Genomic DNA, 20405 nt, shown 5'->3' with positions numbered 1-20405 from the left:
TACTTCACAATCCTATTCACCGAGTTTTTGTATGATAAGATTATTGAATCATTGAAAGGGGCAAGCCGAATGATTAACCGTCAAAACATTCAATTATCGTTACAGTCATGCAGCTTGGTGGCAGGATTTATGGTTTGGGTTTTGATTTCTTCATTAATTTCTCAAATGTCATCTGATATTAATTTGAGCGCCGGCGACATTTCGCTGGTTACGGCCATACCTGTCATTCTGGGATCGCTTCTCCGCATTCCTTTGGGATATTACACGAACAGGTTTGGCGCGCGGATGACTTTTATGATCAGCTTTCTATTGCTTTTGTTTCCTGTTTTTTGGATCAGTATCGCAGATTCTGTGTTTGATTTGGCCGTGGGCGGTTTTTTCTTGGGGATTGGAGGAGCGGTTTTCTCCATTGGGGTGACATCTCTTCCGAAGTATTATCCTAAGGAAAAACACGGTTTTATAAACGGCATTTACGGCGCTGGAAATATCGGAACCGCCATCACAACGTTTGCAGCTCCTGTTGTTGCTCAATCTGTGGGGTGGAAGAGTACGGTGCAAATGTATATGGTCCTGCTGGCTTTATTTGCTTTGCTGCACTTTTTCCTGGGCGATCGAAACGAGAAAAAAGTCAAAGTTTCCGTAAAGGTTCAAATAAAAGCCGTTTACCGAAATCATCTGTTGTGGTTCTTAAGCCTTTTTTATTTTATAACATTTGGCGCGTTCGTTGCCTTTACCATTTATCTTCCTAATTTTCTTGTTCAGCACTTTGGTCTTAGTCCTGTGGATGCCGGGTTTAGAACGGCAGGTTTTATTGCTGTGTCCACGCTTCTCAGACCTGTTGGCGGATTTTTGGCAGATAAAGTGAGTCCGCTTAGAATGTTAATGTACGTCTTCGCGGGTCTGACATTATCGGGCATTATCTTGTCGTTCTCACCGAGTCTCGGCATTTACGCTTTTGGGGCGTTAACAGTTGCTGTCTGCTCAGGAATTGGAAACGGAACAGTTTTTAAATTGGTGCCTTTTTATTTCTCAAAACAAGCGGGAATTGCAAACGGTATTGTTTCCGCCATGGGGGGATTGGGAGGATTCTTTCCGCCGCTGATCCTGGCAAGCGTATTTCAAGCGACAGGACAATATGCAATCGGATTTATGGCGCTCTCGGAAGCTGCTTTAGCCAGCTTTGTTATTGTCATTTGGATGTATTGGCAGGAAAGGATGAAAACGCACACTGAGAGAAATGGGCACAGCGTAAACTAATGGGAAGCCGGCGTTTGGGGAATTCACGAGATTGTAAGTTTTTTTAAAATGATGCAAATCGATTCACGTTACAATAGAAATACACAACGTGACTATCTTCGAGGTGAGCTCATGAATTTTCTCTCTGTTCGAAAATCTGATAAGGATCTTCTCTCACAAGATCTGCATCAATTGCTGGAATCAATCAGTACAAAAAGAAAAATTGAAAAAAACACGTTTCTGTTTCAAGAAGGAATGGATGCAAAAGAGCTTTATCTGATTCAATCAGGACTCATTGAAATCGGCAAACTGACGTCTGACGGCAAGGATCTGACGCTTAGGATCTGCCAAAAAAATGATATTGTCGGGGAATTAACACTTTTTACAGAAGAACCGAGATATATGCTGAGTGCAAAAGTGTTAGCAGACGGTGAAGTGTTCGTCATCAATAAAAACAAACTGGAAAAGGAATTGGTTCAAAACGGTGCTTTGACATTTGAATTTATGAAATGGATGAGCACCCACCTGCGAAAAATCCAGTCCAAAATCCGTGACCTTCTTCTTCATGGAAAAAAAGGGGCGCTTTATTCCACACTCATTCGTTTGTCAAATAGCTATGGGGTGAAACGAAGCGACGGAATTCTTATAAACATTGCACTGACGAACCATGATTTGGCGAAGTTTTGTGCGGCTGCAAGAGAGAGTGTCAATCGCATGCTGGGTGATCTTCGTAAACAAGGAATCATTTCAATTGAGGAATCCGGAAAGATTGTTTTGCATCAGCGGGACTATTTAAGATGTGAAATTGAGTGCGAAAATTGCCCGCTGGATATTTGCAATATCGATTAATCAAGAAATAAACAAGGACTGCAAACTTCAGTCCTTGTTTTATCATGTTAAAAAAATACACATGACTGCGAAAAAGAAGCACGCGTTCACGATTTCAAGAATGCCGATCGTCTTAATAGATCGCTCCTTTCCGTGTAAGAACCATGCTCTCAAACTGCTTGGAATAAAAGCGAGAGCCCCCCAGCTTGCTCCGAGAGTTATAGAAAGAAAGGGAAGAAGCAGGTGATATCCCCATGAACAGTATGCAAATGTTTTGTTGTTTTTCTCCCGGATCATAGACTTCACATAAAAGGAACTTCCGATAAAAAATAAGCTGGATTGCGCGAAAATAAACCATGCCCAGCCGTCAAGGCTTCCCGCCCCCAGCCAGCAGCTGGCAAGTCCGCCTGTACTAAAGAACAAGACTCCCGCAATATCATTCAGAAGCGCTCTTTCGTTTTTGCGGCGGGCATAATAGACATGAACGAGGAACAGCGGAAACAAAGAAAAGCCGAGCCAGATGAACGCAGGCTTATGGAGGACAACGGCAATGATAGAGCAGCAAGCTGCAATGCCGTAATAAAAAATCCATTTTTGATAGTCTTTTGTTTTTTTCTTTTTCACCGCCAAGGTAATGGGGTAAACGGTCAAATAGAGAAATAGCCAGCCCGTAAATAGCGGAATATGCCATAAAACGGGACCTCCCTTCACCATACCGAGGCAAAACGGAATCAACAGCATAGCCCATGCACCGTGCTGCTTCGGAATGAGCACCTTCATTGAAACACTCCTTTCTGTTTCATTATAAAAGCAATCATTCTTCCGATAAGTGACATTTATCATAATTTCTGTGAATTACATCACTGCTGTATTGATTCAATCAAGATACACTAAAGCTATCCTTATCACAGGAGGCTTTCCTATGAATCAGTGTGACTATTTATTATTTCTGAAACATCTTCCAATGTTTAATCAAGTATCTCTGCCCATTGTCGAAACATTGCTGAATAACGGAAAGTTCATCCGTTGCTCATCTGATCAGTCTCCATCTTTTTTGCATTCACAATCAGTTTATATTGTATTAAAAGGCAGCATTCATTTTATTGACAGCAGACTGCCTGAAGGATCGCGCGCCATTGCATTTTGGAAAAAAGGTGATGTGTTCCCCATTGATCAAAATGGCGAGCTGCTTTTATCTCCTTTCATTTCAGTCAAAACATCTGAAGACACACTCGTGTTGGAAATTCCTTTTTACAAATTTAAAAAAATAATGACCTATCATCCGCAGCTGCAGACGAATTTTCTGGTCATGCTTCAGGAAAATCTCTTTTTTTCCTACCAGTTATTTTTGCGTTATCTGCACACATCTCAGGATGAAAACGTCACTCCCGATTCCTAACCAGGAACCGGGTTTTTTTGAATCCTGAATGTGAAACATTTGTGAAATAAGGGGTGTATGTGACAAAGTTCACAAGGAACGATGCTGCCTCTGTATATAGTGAAATGAGAATCACCTGACTCAAAGGAGTGAAGCATCGATGAAAAAGAAGAAAATGAGTCCGCTGTTCAGGAGACTAAACTATTTCTCTCCTATTGAGCATCATTCTAATAAACATAGTCAAACAACATACGAAGATCGCGATTGGGAGAATGTATATAGAAACAGATGGCAGTATGATAAAGTTGTCCGCTCCACCCACGGAGTCAACTGCACGGGATCTTGCAGCTGGAATATTTATGTGAAAAACGGCATCGTCACGTGGGAAGGGCAAAATTTGAATTATCCTTCAACCGGCCCTGATATGCCTGACTTCGAGCCAAGGGGCTGTCCCCGCGGGGCAAGTTTTTCCTGGTATATCTACAGCCCGCTGCGTGTCAAATATCCATACGTTCGCGGTGTGCTGATTACTATGTGGCGGGAAGCATTGCAAACACACAAAAATCCATTGGAAGCATGGAAATCTATCGTTGAGCATCCGGAAAAAGCGAAGTCCTATAAACAGGCGAGAGGAAAAGGCGGTTTTGTGCGCGCTGAGTGGCCGGAGGTGCTGAAACTGATTTCTGCTTCTCTATTATATACAGTCATGAAATACGGCTCTGACCGCAACGTCGGATTTTCTCCGATTCCCGCCATGTCAATGATCAGCCACGCGTCAGGCTCGCGGTTTATGTCTTTAATAGGCGGTCCTATGCTGAGTTTTTATGATTGGTATGCGGATCTTCCTCCAGCGTCTCCGCAAATCTGGGGAGACCAGACAGACGTGCCGGAAAGCAGTGACTGGTACAATTCGGGCTATATCATCACATGGGGCTCCAATGTCCCGTTAACAAGGACGCCTGATGCGCACTTTTTGGCAGAAGCCCGCTATAAAGGAGCAAAAGTCATCTCAATCAGTCCGGATTTTGCGGAATCGTCAAAATTTGCGGATGACTGGCTGAGCATCCGACAGGGAACAGACGGCGCGCTTGCGATGGCAATGGGGCATGTCATCCTGCAAGAATTTTACGTGAATCAAGAAACAGAGCGATTCATCGATTATGCGAAGCAATACACAGATTTCCCGTTCTTTGTCACCTTGTCAAAAGAAGATGGCGCTTATACAGCCGGACGTTTTCTCCATGCGAAGGACATCGGACGGCAAACAGAGCATGATCAGTGGAAGCCTGCTGTGTGGAATGAACGTACAAGCACATTTGCGATACCGCAAGGAACAATGGGATCACGATGGGACGGCCAAAAGAAATGGAATCTGCACATGGCAGATGAAGATACAGGGGAACAAATTGAACCGAGGCTGTCAGTGCTCGGAATAGAAGACGAAATCGGCACAGTTCGAATCCCGTATTTCTCAAATGAGGGAAACAGAGTGCTTGAGCGCGATCTTCCCATTAAGAAACTAAACCTGAATAATGAAGACGTATATGTCACAACTGTTTTTGATTTAATTCTGGCAAACTATGGCGTCAATCGGGGAATCGGGCAGAAATCAGCCGCCTCGTTTGATGATGCTGAGCCGTTTACACCCGCCTGGCAAGAACAGGTGACAGGGATCAAAAGGGAGATGGTTGTTAAAATTGCCAGAGAATTTGCCCAAAATGCGATCGATACAGATGGACGGTCAATGATTATCGTAGGGGCGGGAATTAACCATTGGTTCAACTCTGACACGATTTACCGGGCGGTTTTAAATCTTGTTTTATTAGTCGGCGCCCAAGGTGTAAACGGGGGCGGATGGGCTCACTATGTGGGGCAGGAAAAGCTTCGGCCAGCTGAAGGCTGGCAGACGATTGCCAATGCAAAGGACTGGGAGGGGGCGCCAAAGCTGCAAAACGGCACATCATTCTTCTACTTTGCGACAGACCAGTGGCGCTACGAGGATCAGCCGATCAGTGACTTGGCTTCTCCGATCGCAGCATCCTCCCGCTACAAGCATCACGCCGACTACAATGTGCTGGCGGCAAGATTAGGGTGGCTCCCGTCTTACCCGACGTTTAATAAAAACGGAATTGATCTTCACAAGGAAGCTGAAAAAGCGGGTGCAAAAACGCCTGAAGATGTTGGTGCATATGTGGCCGGTCAGCTCCAAGAGAAAAAACTGAAATTTGCCATTGAAGATCCTGACGATGAAGCCAATTTCCCGAGAAATCTTTTTGTATGGAGAGCGAATCTGATCTCAAGTTCGGGAAAAGGGCATGAATATTTTCTTAAGCATCTCTTGGGGACGACAAACGGATTGATGAATGACGACAGCGACAGCATCCGTCCGGAAGAAATCAAATGGCATGATCAAGCACCGGAAGGAAAGCTCGACTTATTAATCAATCTCGATTTTCGAATGGCTGGAACGGCATTGTATTCCGATATCGTGCTTCCGGCGGCGACTTGGTATGAAAAACATGATCTCAGCAGTACGGATATGCATCCGTTTATTCATCCTTTTGCTCCGGCCATCTCAGCGCCTTGGGAATCCAAGTCAGACTGGGATATTTTTAAAGCATTATCAAAAGCCATATCCGACTTGGCTGAAGAAGTAGAGATGGAGCCGGTTAAAGAAGCTGTCGCGACGCCGCTCCTCCATGACACTATGCAGGAAATGGCGCAGCCTTTCGGAAAAATCAATGACTGGAGCAAAGGCGAATGCGAAGCCGTTCCGGGGAAAACGATGCCGAACATTCATGTTGTTGAACGGGACTATAAACAAATCTTTCATAAAATGACCGCACTTGGCCCTAACGCCGCCCTAAAACCAAGCGGAACAAAAGGGATGAGCTGGTCGATAGCTGATGAATATGAATCACTCAAAAAGAGACTGGGAGAAATCGCAACGGACAGCGTCGCCAAGGGATGTCCGAATATAAGTGAGGCGAAGCAGGCGGCAGAAGCCATTTTAACCCTTTCTTCCACTTCGAATGGAAAAGTTGCGGTGAAAGCATGGGAATCACTTGAAGACATCACAAACCTGAAGTTAAAAGACCTGGCTGAAGAGCGGGAAGAAGAATGCTTTACGTTCGAACAGATCACCGCTCAGCCAAAAACGGTCATCACGTCTCCGGCATTTACAGGCTCAGAAAAAGGAGGACGCAGGTACTCGCCGTTTACGACAAATGTAGAAAAATTAATCCCTTGGCGGACGCTGACGGGCAGACAGTCTTACTATGTCGATCATGAGCTGATGATGGAGTTCGGGGAAACGATGGCGACATTTAAACCGATCCTCCAGCATCGTCCGTTTCTGAGTAAACGGCCTGATCAAGAGGGCAAAGAAATCGTTCTCAATTATTTAACGCCGCATAACAAATGGTCCGTCCACAGCATGTACTTTGACTCATTACCGATGCTGACGCTATTCCGCGGAGGGCCGACAGTGTGGATGAATAAAGATGATGCAGAGGACACAGATATCCGAGACAACGATTGGATTGAATGCTTCAACCGAAATGGCGTTGTCGTAGCGAGAGCCGTTCTTTCTCACCGTATTCCTAAAGGGATGGCGTTTATGCACCATGCACAAGACCGCCACATCAACGTACCCGGCACAAAACTGACGAATAACCGCGGCGGCACCCATAACAGCCCGACAAGGATTCATGTTAAACCGACACAAATGATCGGCGGCTATGCTCAGCTTAGCTACGGATTTAATTACTACGGCCCAACTGGGAATCAGCGTGATCTGAATGTGGTCATCCGCAAGCTGAAGGAGGTCGATTGGCTTGAAGATTAAAGCGCAAATCGGAATGGTCATGAACTTAGATAAATGCATCGGCTGCCACACATGCAGCGTGACCTGCAAAAACACGTGGACAAACCGTTCCGGAGCGGAATATATGTACTTCAATAATGTTGAAACAAAACCTGGAATCGGCTATCCGAAGCAGTGGGAGGACCAAGACAAATATAAAGGCGGCTGGACATTAAAAAAAGGAAAGCTTGAGCTGAAATCAGGACCGAAAACCAACCGTCTTGCCAGCCTTTTCTATAACCCGAATCAGCCAACAATTGATGATTACTATGAACCTTGGAACTATGATTATGAAACATTAACGAACAGCCCGCAGAAAAAACACCAGCCCGTGGCGCGCCCTAAATCGGCATTGACGGGAGACTTTATGAATATCGAGTGGGGGCCAAACTGGGAGGATGATCTGGCGGGCGGACATATTACGGGACTTGAAGATCCGAATGTTCAAAAGATGGAGGAGTCTATCAAAACAGAATTCGACGAAGTTTTTATGATGTATCTTCCGCGCATCTGTGAACACTGCATCAACCCGGCGTGTGTCTCATCTTGTCCGTCAGGCGCCATGTATAAACGCGAGGAAGACGGTATCGTGCTGGTGGATCAAAACGCATGCCGTTCATGGAGATACTGTGTCTCTTCCTGTCCTTATAAAAAAGTCTATTTTAACTGGCAGACGAATAAAGCCGAAAAATGCACCCTCTGCTTTCCGCGATTAGAAGCGGGGCTGCCGACCATTTGTTCCGAGACATGTGTGGGCAGAATCCGTTATTTGGGCGTTATGCTTTATGACGCGGATAAGGTGGAGGAAGCGGCATCGACTGAAAGTGAGAAGGATCTCTATCAATCTCAGCTGGAAGTGTTCCTTGACCCGAATGACCCTGCTGTTGCCGAACAAGCGAAGGAACAGGGCATCCCGGCTGAATGGATTGAAGCTGCGCAGCAATCGCCAATCTATAAAATGATCATCGACTGGAAAATAGCGCTGCCGCTTCACCCGGAATACCGTACATTGCCGATGGTTTGGTACATTCCGCCTCTGAGTCCAATCATGAATGTCTTTGAAGGAAAAGGAAGCCATCAAACAGCGGAAGACATTTTTCCGGCCATCGATCAAATGAGAATTCCGATTGAATACTTAGCTCAATTATTAACGGCGGGCGACACGGATCATATTCGAACAACATTAAAGAAAATGTCTGTCATGCGCCAGTACATGAGAGCGGTACAAACGAAAAAGCCGATCGACCCGGCATTGATTTCCAGTGTCGGACTAACAGAAGAACAAATCGAAGACATGTATCGGCTGCTTGCGATTGCCAAATATGATGACCGCTTTGTGATTCCAAGCAGCCACCGTGAAGAAGTTGCAGACTTATACGCTGAGCAAGGCAGCTGCGGCTTGTCATTTTCAGGCGGCCCAGGCTCTTGTTTATAACCTATGAAAAATGAGGTGTAACACGATGAACACCACAGACCGGCAAATTATTTTCTCAGCGCTTTCCTATTTTCTCTCTTATCCTGATGAAGAGTGGAGAACCGAACATCCCGAATGGCAAGATCTTATCCGCGAGATCGAAAATCAGCAAATCCGGGAGAAGCTGTTTCACTTTTTAAAGACATCGGCCGGCTTTTCACAAGAAGCGCTGATTGAACATTATGTATACACGTTCGATTTTGGAAAAAAAACGAATATGTACGTCACCTACTTTAATTCAGGTGAACAAAGGGAACGCGGCATTGAATTGCTTCATTTGAAAAACACATATCAGCAATCCGGCTTCCTCCCGACAGAGAAAGAACTTCCCGATTATCTGCCGCTTATGCTGGAATTCGCAGCCATTGCGGAGATCGAGGCAGCGAGGAGCGTGTTTGAGAAATATCTGTCTAATTTGCGGGAGCTCACATCCCGTCTAAATGAAAACCAAAGTATATATGCTTCACTGTTAGATGTGCTGCTGACCGCGCTGCAAGACATCGGCGTGTATGAAAGCAGTGAAGGGACTGTCCGAACATGAGCGGGCAGATCCTGTGGGTCATCATGCCGTACATGGTGTTTACGATATTTATAGGCGGACATATTTATCGTTATCAACATGACCAGTTTGGTTGGACCGCCAAATCAAGCGAGCTGTTAGAAAAGAAAAAGCTAGCGGTAGGCAGCACTCTCTTTCATTGGGGGATGTTATTTGTCATTGGCGGACATATCATGGGAATTTTAATCCCTGAAGGCTTTTACCATGCTATTGGCGTCACAGAACATATTTATCACAAAATGGCGATTGGGGTAGGATTGCCGGCCGGGATCACTGCATTGACTGGACTCATCATTTTGACATTTAGAAGGCTGTTCGACAAAAGAATCCGGAAAACAAGCTCTGCATCAGATATTCTCACGCTGTTCCTGTTATTGTTTGTGATGTTTTCAGGTGTAGCGGCGACGTTTTTAAACATTGATTCTAAAGGATTTGATTACCGGACAACAGTCGGGCCGTGGTTCAGGCAAATCTTTTTGTTCCGGGCTGACGCTTCCCTGATGGAGAGTGTCCCCCAATGGTTTAAGCTTCATATCATCATGGGATACGTTGTTTTTATCATGTGGCCATTTACGAGATTGGTTCATGTGTTCAGCCTGCCGCTCAAGTATCTGACCCGCAGCTATGTTGTGTATCGCAAACGTTCAAAACGAAACATGCAGCATATGTAAAAGAACCCCCCCTTAGTCAGATAAAGGGGGGGTTTCGGTATAAGGAAAGGATGCACCGAAGCGGAATGACAGGCATTTGGTTTCTGAAGTAGTTTTTCTAACATTACATGATATAAAAAAATAAAAATGTAAGACATTTGCTGACAAGGTGTTTGTTCGTCAGAAAAAAATACTGTTATTTTTATATATGAAAATAGTAATATTTCCTGGCCTTGCTTAAAAACATCAGTCCGGGCCAGTCGCAGGAAGCATCATCATAAGCCTTTTCGCCCAGAGCGAGGGGGCTTTTTTTCATAGAAAGGTTTAAAAGTTAGAAATAAGAGGAAATACGGAGGTAATCGGATCAGATTGGAGAGAATACAGATGCTCAAAAGGAGACTGGAATTTTTCTTTTTATACATTATGCTCATTGGGGCGTACATCATATGGTTTTTTCCGGTTTCCAGGCTGGAGTTTTACGGAGGTTTGCTATGTTATGTCAGCATCATTCTTTTCAGTATTTATTCCTTAATTCTTGAAAACCGAACATCTCAGCATACGCTGTTATGGATACATATCCTTGTCTTTTTTCCGATCGCAGGCTACATGTTCTATCTGTTTTCCGGACAGCTCTATGTGAAGGGCAAGCTTTTTAAAACAAAGAGAATGTACAACAGAGAAAAGCTCCGCAAGCTGTTTGATAAGGAGGCAACGCCTGAAGTGAAGGGGCTTAAGGACAATCAAGAAAGATTTTTTACTTATTCGATCAGGGCCACTCATATGAATATTAATACGAAAAGTAATATAAAAGTGCTGAAAAACGGGGAAAAAACCTTTCCCGAGATTTTCAAAGCGATGCGTGAAGCGGAGTCTTATATACATATTGAATACTACATGTTTAAGTCAGATATGCTTGGCCATGGCATGATGGATATTATGATCGAAAAAGCGCGCCAGGGTGTCGAGGTGCGGTTTTTATACGACGCGGCGGGAAGCATCAAATTGGCGGGGAAGGACATCTTCAAACTGAAAGAAGCGGGTGTAGACATCGTTCCGTTTTCCCCGTTGAAGTACGGATTTTTCAACCAGAAACTCAACTTCAGAAATCACAGGAAAATCGTGGTCATAGACGGCAAGGTCGGTTTTGTCGGCGGATTGAATGTCGGAAAAGAATATATCAGCAGAGATCAGGGCATCGGATTTTGGAGAGATACACACCTGCGGCTGGAAGGAGAAATTGTGCAAACGCTTCACGCCATCTTTATGCTTGATTGGGAATACATATCAAATGAAGTGTTGATCGATCAAAAAGCATACAATACGCCGGTCCCTGCGGAGGGCGGCGGCATTTATCAAATTGTCGCGACAGGTCCTGACATGAAGGAAAGCATGAGCGACCTCTATTATGAAATGATTTCATCTGCGTCGAAATCAGTGTGGATTGCAACGCCTTATTTTGTTCCGAATGAACCGATCCGCACCGCTCTGAAGGCCGCCGCAACAAAAGGCGTGCAGGTTCGTGTCATGGTGCCGGAGACCAATGACAGCTTTTTAACACAATACGCGTCGAGATCATATTTTCCGGAGCTTCTTCTCGAGGGCATTGAAGTGTATTCGTACCAAAAAGGCTTTATGCATCAAAAAGTCTTGATTATTGATGGAGATCTCGCATCAGTCGGCACCGCGAACATGGACATGCGCAGCTTTCAGCTCAATTTTGAAGTGAACGTCTTTTTCACGGACGACGAAGCGATCCGGGAGCTCGAAACCCATTTCCAAGAGGATATGCTGGAAAGTGAGAAAATCAGCCCTGTCGGCTTTTATAAAAGAGGAATGGCCGATCGGACAAAAGAATCGTTTGCCCGCTTATTTTCAGGTGTCCTGTAAGAAAAAGAAAATCTATCTTTCAAAACAACCAGTGTATAGTATAATTGAGAAATCTTATCAACGATTATTCGTGCATTGGGGGAAAATTGTGTGCTGCGTCAATTTTTTGCGTACTATAAACCATATAAAACCTTGTTCTTTCTCGACTTTTTCTCGGCGATTGCAGGCGGCTTAATGGAGCTGAGTTTTCCTTTAATCGTCAATTATTTCATTGATACATTGCTTCCGGGAAGAGATTGGGGACTGATCATCGCGACCTCTATTGCGTTGTTTGCGGTATACGCAATCAGCTCAGGCCTCCAATATATCGTCACCTACTGGGGGCATATGCTCGGCATCAATATCGAAACAGATATGAGAAAATCACTTTTTGACCATCTTCAAAAGCTGTCTTTTAAATTTTATGACAACAACAAGACGGGAAAATTAATGTCCAAGCTGACGAACGATTTAATGTACATCGGAGAAGTCGCGCATCACGGACCTGAAGATTTGTTCATCGCCATTATGACGATTCTCGGAGCGTTCGGGGTTATGCTGTTTATTAACTGGCAGCTCGCTTTATTAACGTTTATCATCATGCCGGTCGTCATTTGGCTTGCGCTTTATTTCAACAAAAAGATGACCAGAGCGTTCACAATGCTGAACAAGGACATCGGAGATTTCAGTGCGCGGGTGGAAAATAATATCGGCGGCATCCGGCTCGTTCAAGCGTTCGGCAACGAAGAGTTTGAAAAAGAGCGCTTCGCTGTAAATAATCAGCGCTTCCGCCTGACTAAGCTGTCCTCATACAAAATCATGGCGAAAAACGGCTCAATCAGCTATATGCTGACACGGTTTGTCACGCTGTTTGTCCTTCTGTGCGGAACGTGGTTTGTCATTCGCGGATCATTAACGTACGGGGAATTTGTGGCATTTGTTCTGTTAACGAATGTGCTGTTCCGGCCGATTGACAAAATTAACGCCATCATTGAAATGTATCCGAGGGGAATTGCGGGCTTTAAAAGCTATATGGAGCTGATGGAGACAGAGCCGGATATTCAGGATTCGCCTCAAGCAAAAGAGGTGTCTGCGTTAAAAGGGGATATCAGATATCAAAATGTATCATTTGGATATGAAGAAAACAGCAATGTTTTGAAAAATGTCAGCCTGTCGATCAAAGCAGGAGAAACAGTGGCGTTCGTAGGTCCGTCCGGTGCCGGGAAATCAACGCTGTGCAGTTTGCTCCCGCGTTTTTATGAGACTGTTGAAGGAGACATTACGATAGACGGGATCAATATTAAAGAGATAAAAGTGCCGTCTCTCCGCGGGCAGATCGGCATCGTCCAGCAGGATGTCTTCTTGTTTGCCGGAACACTGAGGGAAAATATCGCCTACGGCCGATTAGGGGCGTCAGAAGAGGAGATTTGGAAGGCAGTCAAACAAGCCCATCTGGAAGAGCTTGTGAACAGCTACCCAGAAGGCTTGGACACGCTTATCGGCGAGCGCGGCGTTAAGCTGTCGGGAGGCCAAAAGCAGCGTTTGTCGATTGCCAGAATGTTTTTGAAAAACCCATCTATTCTTATTCTTGACGAAGCGACATCCGCACTTGATACAGAAACAGAAGCCGCCATCCAAAAGGCGCTGCAAGAGCTGTCAAAAGGACGGACAACGCTTATCATCGCCCACAGGCTGGCGACGATTAAACACGCCGACCGGATCGTTGTCGTCACTAAGGACGGAATCGCCGAGCAGGGCCGCCACAGTGAATTGATCGCGTCAGGAGGCATTTACAGCAGGCTGCATCAAGCGCAGTTCGGGGAAATGGTGCATTAGCAGAATTTGTTAAGGCGTATCACAGATCATGTGATACGCTTTTTATATCTGCACATTTAGGAGGGAAAAAGATGAACCGAAAAACGATTCTCTACATTGCCGCTTCAATAGACGGTTTTATCGCAAGAGAGGATGGCAGCATTGACTGGCTGGATGACTTTGAAGGAGAGGGCGACAATGGGTACGGAGATTTTTATCAAACCATTGATACTGTCATTTTAGGGCGCAGCACATACGAACATATAAAAGTCCTCGCGGCTGATTTTCCATACAAGGATAAAACATGTTATGTTCTGACGAAAACGCCGGACCGTTTTTCAGATGAACATGTCATATTCATTCATGAAGATATGAAAGATTTCATTCAGCGGTTAAAAAAACAGAGAGGCTCCAACATCTGGATCGCAGGCGGGGCGGAGCTGGCTCATACGCTGATAAAAGAAGGGGCAATAGACGAGTTTATCATGACTATGATTCCGGTCATGCTGGGAAGCGGCATTCCGCTGTTCCATGAGCATCAGACTGAGACAAAGCTTCGTTTAACGGATATGCGGCGTTTCGGACAAGCGGCGCAGCTTCATTATGAAGCAACCTAAGAGAATTAAAAAAGAATAGATAAAAGCGTTGATTGGCGCTTTTATCTATTCTTATATATGTAATATTAGTGAACTTGTTTTTCTGCCGGCTCAATCAAGCCTTGGAACTTTTCGATCATATGATCCGCTTTATTTCCTTCGATTACAATTAAATACTCATTTTCTTTATGAGCCATTCTAAACGTTTCCAGCTCAATCAAATCTCTAATTTTACACATGGTTTTTTTAGAGTAAATATATAGTTCATGGCTTCCTGAATGGCAAAGCTGATAAAGCTGAATCAAATTTTTTAATGTAAAAGCCTGTGCGGCGATTTTGAGAGATTTTATGTTTTTCATGGTTTTTTTTCCTCCATCTATTGTTCTGTTCGATTGATGACGCTTGTTACAGGGAACGTTCCCTTTATGTGCAGGCGCTAAACCTGCATGAGCATATCCAAGCTTTATCACGATTTCCATTGCAATGTTCCGCCCCCAATCCGCTTGACTCCGCGAATTGCGCTTAATTCATCGAGAAGCCGGAGGAGCGCGCGGTCTTTTTGCTTGGCCTCAATCATAAAATCAATGTTTGTTCCCCATTGTCTGAAACGCTCCAACAACGGCAGCAAAAAATTAGCATCGACATAATCGGCGTGGCTGCGAATGGCGTTATCTGATTTGGGAGATGAGAGATGGACCTTCGGCTGCAGCCCGATTCTTTTCCACGTTTTAATCATCCTGGGCAGCGCTTCATTCAGATCGGCTTCATCCGTTGGATTTGCGTAAAAGTGATGATAATCAAAGACGAACGGAACTCTTTCTTGCTCACAGACAGCCAAGGTCTCTTCGGTTGTGTACGTTTTATCATCGTTTTCGAGCGTCATCCGCTGTTTTATTTCCTCCGGAAGCAGTTTTATATTTTCATGAAAACGGTCAATCGCGCCGGCTTTATCTCCATAAGCTCCGCCGATGTGAATATTAATAACCGAGCGATCAGCAATATCCATCGCTTCGAGCATATGATAATGATAAGCCATATCGGTCACGGCGTTTTTTGTAATGGTTTCTTTCGGGCTGGTAAACAGCGTAAATTGGTTGGGATGAAAGCTTGTTCTGAGATTGTGTTTTTTCACGAGCTCCCCGATCTCCCGAAACTCTTTCTGAAAAGGAGTGACAAAATCCCACATGACGTCGGGATGGGTGGCCAGCGGTACGATTGAGCTTGAAAAACGGTATAACGGGATGTCATGGCCGATTGTATAATAGATGGTCCGCAGGGTATTGTTCAGATTGGCCTTTGTTGTATAAAGAAGCGCTTCCTTTCTTTCTGTTTTCGAAAGCGCAGCATAACGGGTGAATGTCAGCGTTTTTGCCGGAGACGCATCCCACAGGCTCATCGCATTTGATACGTACCCAAATCTGAAAATCATAGGATCTCTCCTTTACAAAAAGTAAGATAGCGCTTTGCCGAGCCATTCTGCCGGTCTCTGCCGAATTGAACGCTTTTTATAATGTTCTTTCGTCAGCGGATCAGATTTTTTGATATCCAGCTCAATGGTTTCCATCACTGTTTTCGTAAATGCCTCATCCTCAATGACAACATTCATCTCTTCATTCAAAAAAAAGCTGCGCTTATCAAAATTAGCCGTGCCGATAATGCTGATGATGTCATCTATGACCATTGCTTTCACATGATAAAATCCTTGATAAAAACGATAAATCATGCAGCCTGCATCCAGCAGCTCAGCATAGTAAGTGAAGCCGGCCTCTCTGACCAGCGGGTGATCCGATTTCATAGGGACAATAAGCGTAACCGATACGCCGTTTTTTCTTGCTTCTAACAACGCCTGCTGAAGCCGCTTGCTCGGAATATAATAAGGCGTGCAGATGATAATGCTCTGCTTGGCAAGCCGGATGTGTGATAAATAGCTTTCCTCAAGAGAAAAACCATCACTCGCATAGATGGTATGAGAGATATTCCCTTGCGGAAGCTCAGGGAAAACATCTGAGGCTGTTTCAGTATTGCCGCCATTCCGCTTGAGATCCTTTAAAAAAACCGTTTGAAGGTCGGCTACGCCCTCTCCAGTCATTCGCAGGTGATAGTCTTCCCAATTTCCGAATTTCGCTTTTTTGCCAAGATATTCACCCGCGATATTAAATCCGCCGACATAGCCGATTTTCCCGTCAATCACAGTGATTTTTCTATGATTTCGCTTTTGCATACGAAAGAAAAAATAAGGGAAGGCGGGCCGGTTAAGTAAATAAACCCGGACACCGGCGCTTTTCATCGTTTGCAGAGTGTCTTTTTTTATCGTGCGTCCGACGGCCCAGTCCAGCAGCAAATATACAGGCATTCCGGTTTCGGCTTTTTCCTTAAGCAAAGCATACATGTCATGGCTGACCTCGTCGTTTTTCATGATAAAAAACAACACATGAATAGAAGATGAGGCTTGGCGGATGTCATCCATAAGACGCTGGAAAAGAACATTTCCGTTATCGATCAGTTCGATATCACTTTTTTTCGTTGAAAAAACAGGTTCATATGCTTTTTTTCTGTAAGCCGCCCGTCCGAAAAATATATCAAGCAGCAACAAGGCGAACAGGAGGATTAGAATAATAAGAATTGCAAAAAAGACCTTCATCAAGACACTCCTTTCCTGAAGTAACTGTAGTGTGCCCAGAGAAAGGAAATTTAATTATTGACTGAACACTCATTCATTATTTATGATAAAGATAACCTACAGATTTGGAATGGGGATCAGAGTCTGAAGGAGAACAAAGGGGGAATCGGAATGAGCGGCTTTCTCATCGTGAATACACTGGCATTTTTGTTTGTAACCGCTTACGCTGTCTATCTGTTTTTTTATTTGATCAAAACAAGGCTGGCTTATATCAGTCTTGGCCAAAGGGAGCAATTTGACAAACGGCTGAAAGAACGGCTTGAACGTATTTGGGTGAATGTGTTCGGCCAGAAAAAATTGCTCAAGGATAAAAAGAGCGGGATCATCCACGTTTTATTTTTCTATGGATTCATTCTCGTCCAGTTCGGAGCAATTGATTTTATTATAAAAGGACTGCTTCCGGACAGGCGATTGCCGCTTGGGCCGGTATATCCTGCATTTACTTTCTTTCAGGAAATCGTCACCTTTCTTATCTTAATTGCGGTTTTCTGGGCGTTTCACAGGCGCTACATTGAGAAGCTTGTCAGACTCAAACGCGGGTTTAAATCAGGGCTTGTCCTCATCTTCATTGGCGGGCTGATGCTGACTGTTTTACTTGGAAACGGAATGAATCTCATCTGGCACCATCACAGCCTTTCTTGGAGCGAACCGATCGCATCGGCCATTGCATCTCTGCTTGGAGGAATAGGAGAGACCGGAGCCGCCGCGGTGTTCTATGTTGCTTGGTGGGCGCATCTGTTGATTTTGCTGAGCTTTTTAGTATATGTGCCGCAATCTAAGCATGCACATTTAATCGCCGGACCCGCGAATGTCTTTTTCAGCAGACTGACAGCGCCGGGCAAGCTTGAGAAGATTGATTTCACTGATGAAACAAAAGAAAGTTTCGGCGTGGGAAACATTGAGGATTTCCGTCAGTCCCAGCTCATTGACTTATATGCGTGCGTGGAATGCGGCCGCTGCACCAATATGTGCCCGGCTTCCGGCACCGGAAAGATGCTGTCGCCGATGGATTTAATCTTACGTCTGAGAGACCATCTGACTGAAAAAGGCGCTGCCGTCACATCGAGATCGCCGTGGGTGCCTGCGCTTGCGTTTCAGCACACGAAAGGCAACCAGCTTGCGGCCGCTTCTGCCGCAAGCGGATCAAAGGAAGCCGCTGCCGCCGCTGAATACAGTCCGGACTTAATCGGAGACGTCATTACAGAGGAAGAAATTTGGGCCTGCACCACATGCCGAAATTGTGAGGACCAGTGCCCTGTCATGAACGAGCATGTGGATAAAATTATCGACCTCCGCCGTTATTTGGTTCTTACTGAAGGAAAGATGGACAGTGACGCGCAGCGGGCGATGACAAGCATCGAAAGGCAAGGAAATCCGTGGGGCTTGAACCGCAAAGAACGCGAAAACTGGCGGGACGCAGCTTCAGACGTAGAAATACCTACTGTGAAAGAAATGAAAAAAGCAGATAGAGAATTCGAGTATTTATTCTGGGTCGGTTCCATGGGTTCATATGACAACCGGAGCCAAAAAATCGCCGTTACCTTCGCCAAGCTGATGAATGATGCCGGCGTTTCGTTTGCCATTCTCGGCAATAAAGAAAAAAATTCAGGAGATACGCCGCGCCGCCTCGGAAATGAGTTTTTATTTCAAGAGCTGGCCGAAAAAAATATTTCTGAATTTGAAAAAAATGATGTGAAAAAAATCGTGACCATTGACCCGCACGCATACAATTTATTTAAAAATGAATATCCTGATTTCGGCTTTCAAGGCGAGGTCTTTCATCATACCGAAGTGCTGGCCGAATTGGTGAAAAACGGAAAACTCAAACCGAAGCATCCCGTAAATGAAACCATCACCTTCCATGACTCATGCTATTTGGGCAGGTACAATGAAGTGTATGAACCGCCGAGAACCATTTTAAAAGCAATCCCGGGCGTCCGGCTGACAGAAATGGAGCGCAGCCGGGAAAACGGAATGTGCTGCGGAGCCGGAGGGGGATTAATGTGGATGGAGGAAGAAACGGGCAACAGAATCAATGTCGCCAGGACAGAACAGGCGCTATCCGTTAACCCGTCAATCATCAGTTCAGGCTGTCCGTATTGCCTCACGATGCTTGGCGACGGCACAAAAGCAAAAGAAGCAGAAGACCGCGTCGGAACATACGATGTCGCTGAACTTCTGGCTCAATCTGTCTTTGGCAGTCATCAAGGTGAACCAGTGAATGCGGAGGAGAAGCTATGAATTTCAATTTATCAGATGAACATGAAATGATTAGAAAGTTGGTCCGCGACTTTGCGAAGAATGAAGTAGCCCCGTCAGCAGCAGAGCGTGACGAACAAGAACGCTTCGACAGAGGGCTGTTTCAAGAGATGGCCGATCTGGGGCTGACGGGCATACCTTGGCCTGAACAATACGGAGGGATCGGAAGCGACTATCTTGCCTATGTCATTGCGGTGGAGGAGCTTTCTAAAGTTTGCGCTTCAACGGGGGTGACGCTCTCCGCTCATACCTCTCTTTGCGGCTGGCCGCTTTATGCTTATGGGACGGAGGAACAAAAACAGACGTATCTTACACCGCTTGCCCTCGGAGAGAAGATCGGCGCTTACGGCTTAACGGAAGCGGGATCGGGATCAGATGCCGGCGGAATGAAAACCGTCGCCGAAAGAATCGGAGATGACTATTTATTAAACGGTTCGAAAATCTTTATAACGAACGGCGGGGCGGCTGATATTTACATTGTCTTTGCCGTCACTGACCCTGAACAAAGGAAAAAAAGTGTAACTGCTTTTATCGTTGAGAAAGGATTCGAGGGCTTTTCCATAGGCAAAAAAGAAAAAAAACTCGGCATCCGTTCCTCACCGACAACAGAAATTATCTTTGAAGACTGCCTCGTGCCCGCAAAAAACCGTCTCGGCGAGGAAGGGGAAGGGTTCAAGATCGCGATGAGCACGCTTGACGGCGGACGGAACGGCATTGCGGCGCAGGCCGTCGGTATCGCTCAAGGCGCTTTAGATGCGGCGCTTCAGTATGCAAAGGAAAGAAAACAGTTCGGTAAGCCTGTTGCAGAGCAGCAGGCCATCGCCTTTAAGCTTGCCGACATGGCGACAATGATAGAAGCCTCGAGGCTTTTGACTTATCAGGCTGCGTGGCTGGAATCCTCGGGGCTTCCGTATGGAAAAGCTTCCGCGATGTCTAAACTGTTAGCGGGGGATACGGCGATGAAGGTTACAACGGAAGCCGTTCAAATCTTCGGAGGCTACGGCTATACAAAGGATTACCCGGTTGAACGCTACATGCGAGACGCGAAAATCACTCAAATCTATGAAGGAACCCAAGAAATTCAAAGGCTGGTGATTTCAAGGATGCTCGCGAATTAAAGCACGTTTCTATCATTCCAATTCAGCCCAAAGGCGGCACTCCGCTAAAAAATCTTAAATTAACACTGTTTAGGGTAGCAT

At 45.2% G+C, this 20405-nt stretch carries 16 protein-coding genes; 12 read left to right on the top strand and 4 right to left on the bottom strand.

The genetic code is table 11. The features are described 5' to 3' along the window. The first annotated feature begins 69 nt into the window (after window positions 1–69). Both AAHT65_RS04535 and AAHT65_RS04530 read left to right on the top strand, forming a co-directional pair. A complete protein-coding gene (locus AAHT65_RS04535; protein WP_003326505.1) occupies window positions 70–1257 on the top strand; it encodes a nitrate/nitrite transporter in 1188 nt (395 codons plus the stop codon). Window positions 1258–1368: 111 nt separating this feature from the next. Next, window positions 1369–2085, top strand: coding sequence for a Crp/Fnr family transcriptional regulator (locus tag AAHT65_RS04530; protein ID WP_003326506.1), 717 nt, complete (start codon window positions 1369–1371; stop codon window positions 2083–2085). A 42-nt stretch (window positions 2086–2127) separates the two neighbouring features. Here the strand turns inward: AAHT65_RS04530 and AAHT65_RS04525 are convergent, their stop codons facing one another. Beyond that, window positions 2128–2844, bottom strand: coding sequence for a YwiC-like family protein (locus tag AAHT65_RS04525; RefSeq protein ID WP_343311036.1), 717 nt, complete (start codon window positions 2842–2844; stop codon window positions 2128–2130). A 142-nt stretch (window positions 2845–2986) separates the two neighbouring features. On the opposite strand from AAHT65_RS04525, the gene AAHT65_RS04520 reads away from it, so the two are divergent. From AAHT65_RS04520 to AAHT65_RS04485, 8 genes are all read left to right on the top strand, one after another. After that, a complete protein-coding gene (locus tag AAHT65_RS04520) occupies window positions 2987–3463 on the top strand; it encodes a Crp/Fnr family transcriptional regulator (protein WP_010790232.1) in 477 nt (158 codons plus the stop codon). Window positions 3464–3602: 139 nt separating this feature from the next. Next, window positions 3603–7289, top strand: a complete 3687-nt coding sequence (locus AAHT65_RS04515) for a nitrate reductase subunit alpha (protein WP_343311035.1) — start codon at window positions 3603–3605, stop codon at window positions 7287–7289. Further along, window positions 7279–8742 carry a nitrate reductase subunit beta gene (gene narH, locus AAHT65_RS04510; protein ID WP_010790230.1) on the top strand — a complete coding sequence of 488 codons (1464 nt, stop codon included), beginning with the start codon at window positions 7279–7281 and terminating at the stop codon, window positions 8740–8742. The genes AAHT65_RS04515 and narH overlap by 11 nt, the downstream gene beginning before the upstream one ends. Before the next feature lie 25 nt (window positions 8743–8767). Beyond that, window positions 8768–9322: a nitrate reductase molybdenum cofactor assembly chaperone gene (gene narJ / locus AAHT65_RS04505; RefSeq protein WP_151290083.1), complete on the top strand. Its 555-nt coding sequence runs from the start codon at window positions 8768–8770 to the stop codon at window positions 9320–9322. Further along, the gene (narI, locus tag AAHT65_RS04500; protein WP_061669082.1) at window positions 9319–10011 is read left to right on the top strand and encodes a respiratory nitrate reductase subunit gamma; all 693 of its coding nucleotides are present in this window, start codon (window positions 9319–9321) and stop codon (window positions 10009–10011) included. The genes narJ and narI overlap by 4 nt, the downstream gene beginning before the upstream one ends. Window positions 10012–10374: 363 nt before the next feature. Then, a complete protein-coding gene (gene cls, locus AAHT65_RS04495; RefSeq protein ID WP_343311034.1) occupies window positions 10375–11877 on the top strand; it encodes a cardiolipin synthase in 1503 nt (500 codons plus the stop codon). Between the two features lie 90 nt (window positions 11878–11967). Beyond that, window positions 11968–13692, top strand: a complete 1725-nt coding sequence (locus AAHT65_RS04490) for an ABC transporter ATP-binding protein (protein ID WP_343311033.1) — start codon at window positions 11968–11970, stop codon at window positions 13690–13692. A 71-nt stretch (window positions 13693–13763) separates the two neighbouring features. Continuing rightward, window positions 13764–14288, top strand: coding sequence for a dihydrofolate reductase family protein (locus AAHT65_RS04485; RefSeq protein ID WP_343311032.1), 525 nt, complete (start codon window positions 13764–13766; stop codon window positions 14286–14288). Between the two features lie 65 nt (window positions 14289–14353). Here the strand turns inward: AAHT65_RS04485 and AAHT65_RS04480 are convergent, their stop codons facing one another. The 3 genes from AAHT65_RS04480 to cls (AAHT65_RS04470) all read right to left on the bottom strand — a co-directional run bounded on the left by AAHT65_RS04480 (window position 14354) and on the right by cls (AAHT65_RS04470) (window position 16908). Further along, on the bottom strand, window positions 14354–14626 hold the full coding sequence (locus AAHT65_RS04480) for a hypothetical protein (RefSeq protein WP_088118167.1): 273 nt from the start codon (window positions 14624–14626) through the stop codon (window positions 14354–14356). Between the two features lie 107 nt (window positions 14627–14733). Then, entirely contained in the window at window positions 14734–15696 is a 963-nt protein-coding gene (gene uvsE / locus AAHT65_RS04475) for a UV DNA damage repair endonuclease UvsE (RefSeq protein WP_094232922.1), read from the bottom strand. Window positions 15697–15708: 12 nt separating this feature from the next. Continuing rightward, the gene (cls, locus tag AAHT65_RS04470) at window positions 15709–16908 is read right to left on the bottom strand and encodes a cardiolipin synthase (RefSeq protein ID WP_343311031.1); all 1200 of its coding nucleotides are present in this window, start codon (window positions 16906–16908) and stop codon (window positions 15709–15711) included. 150 nt (window positions 16909–17058) lie between these two features. On the opposite strand from cls (AAHT65_RS04470), the gene AAHT65_RS04465 reads away from it, so the two are divergent. Both AAHT65_RS04465 and AAHT65_RS04460 read left to right on the top strand, forming a co-directional pair. Then, on the top strand, window positions 17059–19188 hold the full coding sequence (locus AAHT65_RS04465; protein WP_343311030.1) for a (Fe-S)-binding protein: 2130 nt from the start codon (window positions 17059–17061) through the stop codon (window positions 19186–19188). Continuing rightward, window positions 19185–20324: an acyl-CoA dehydrogenase gene (locus AAHT65_RS04460; RefSeq protein ID WP_003326521.1), complete on the top strand. Its 1140-nt coding sequence runs from the start codon at window positions 19185–19187 to the stop codon at window positions 20322–20324. The genes AAHT65_RS04465 and AAHT65_RS04460 overlap by 4 nt, the downstream gene beginning before the upstream one ends. Window positions 20325–20405 lie beyond the last annotated feature (81 nt).

The organism is Bacillus atrophaeus (assembly GCF_039519175.1).
Classification (GTDB): Bacteria; Bacillota; Bacilli; order Bacillales; family Bacillaceae; genus Bacillus; species Bacillus atrophaeus.
The sequence above is the reverse complement of the archived record's forward strand: the minus strand, read 5'-3'. Positions and strand labels throughout refer to the sequence as shown.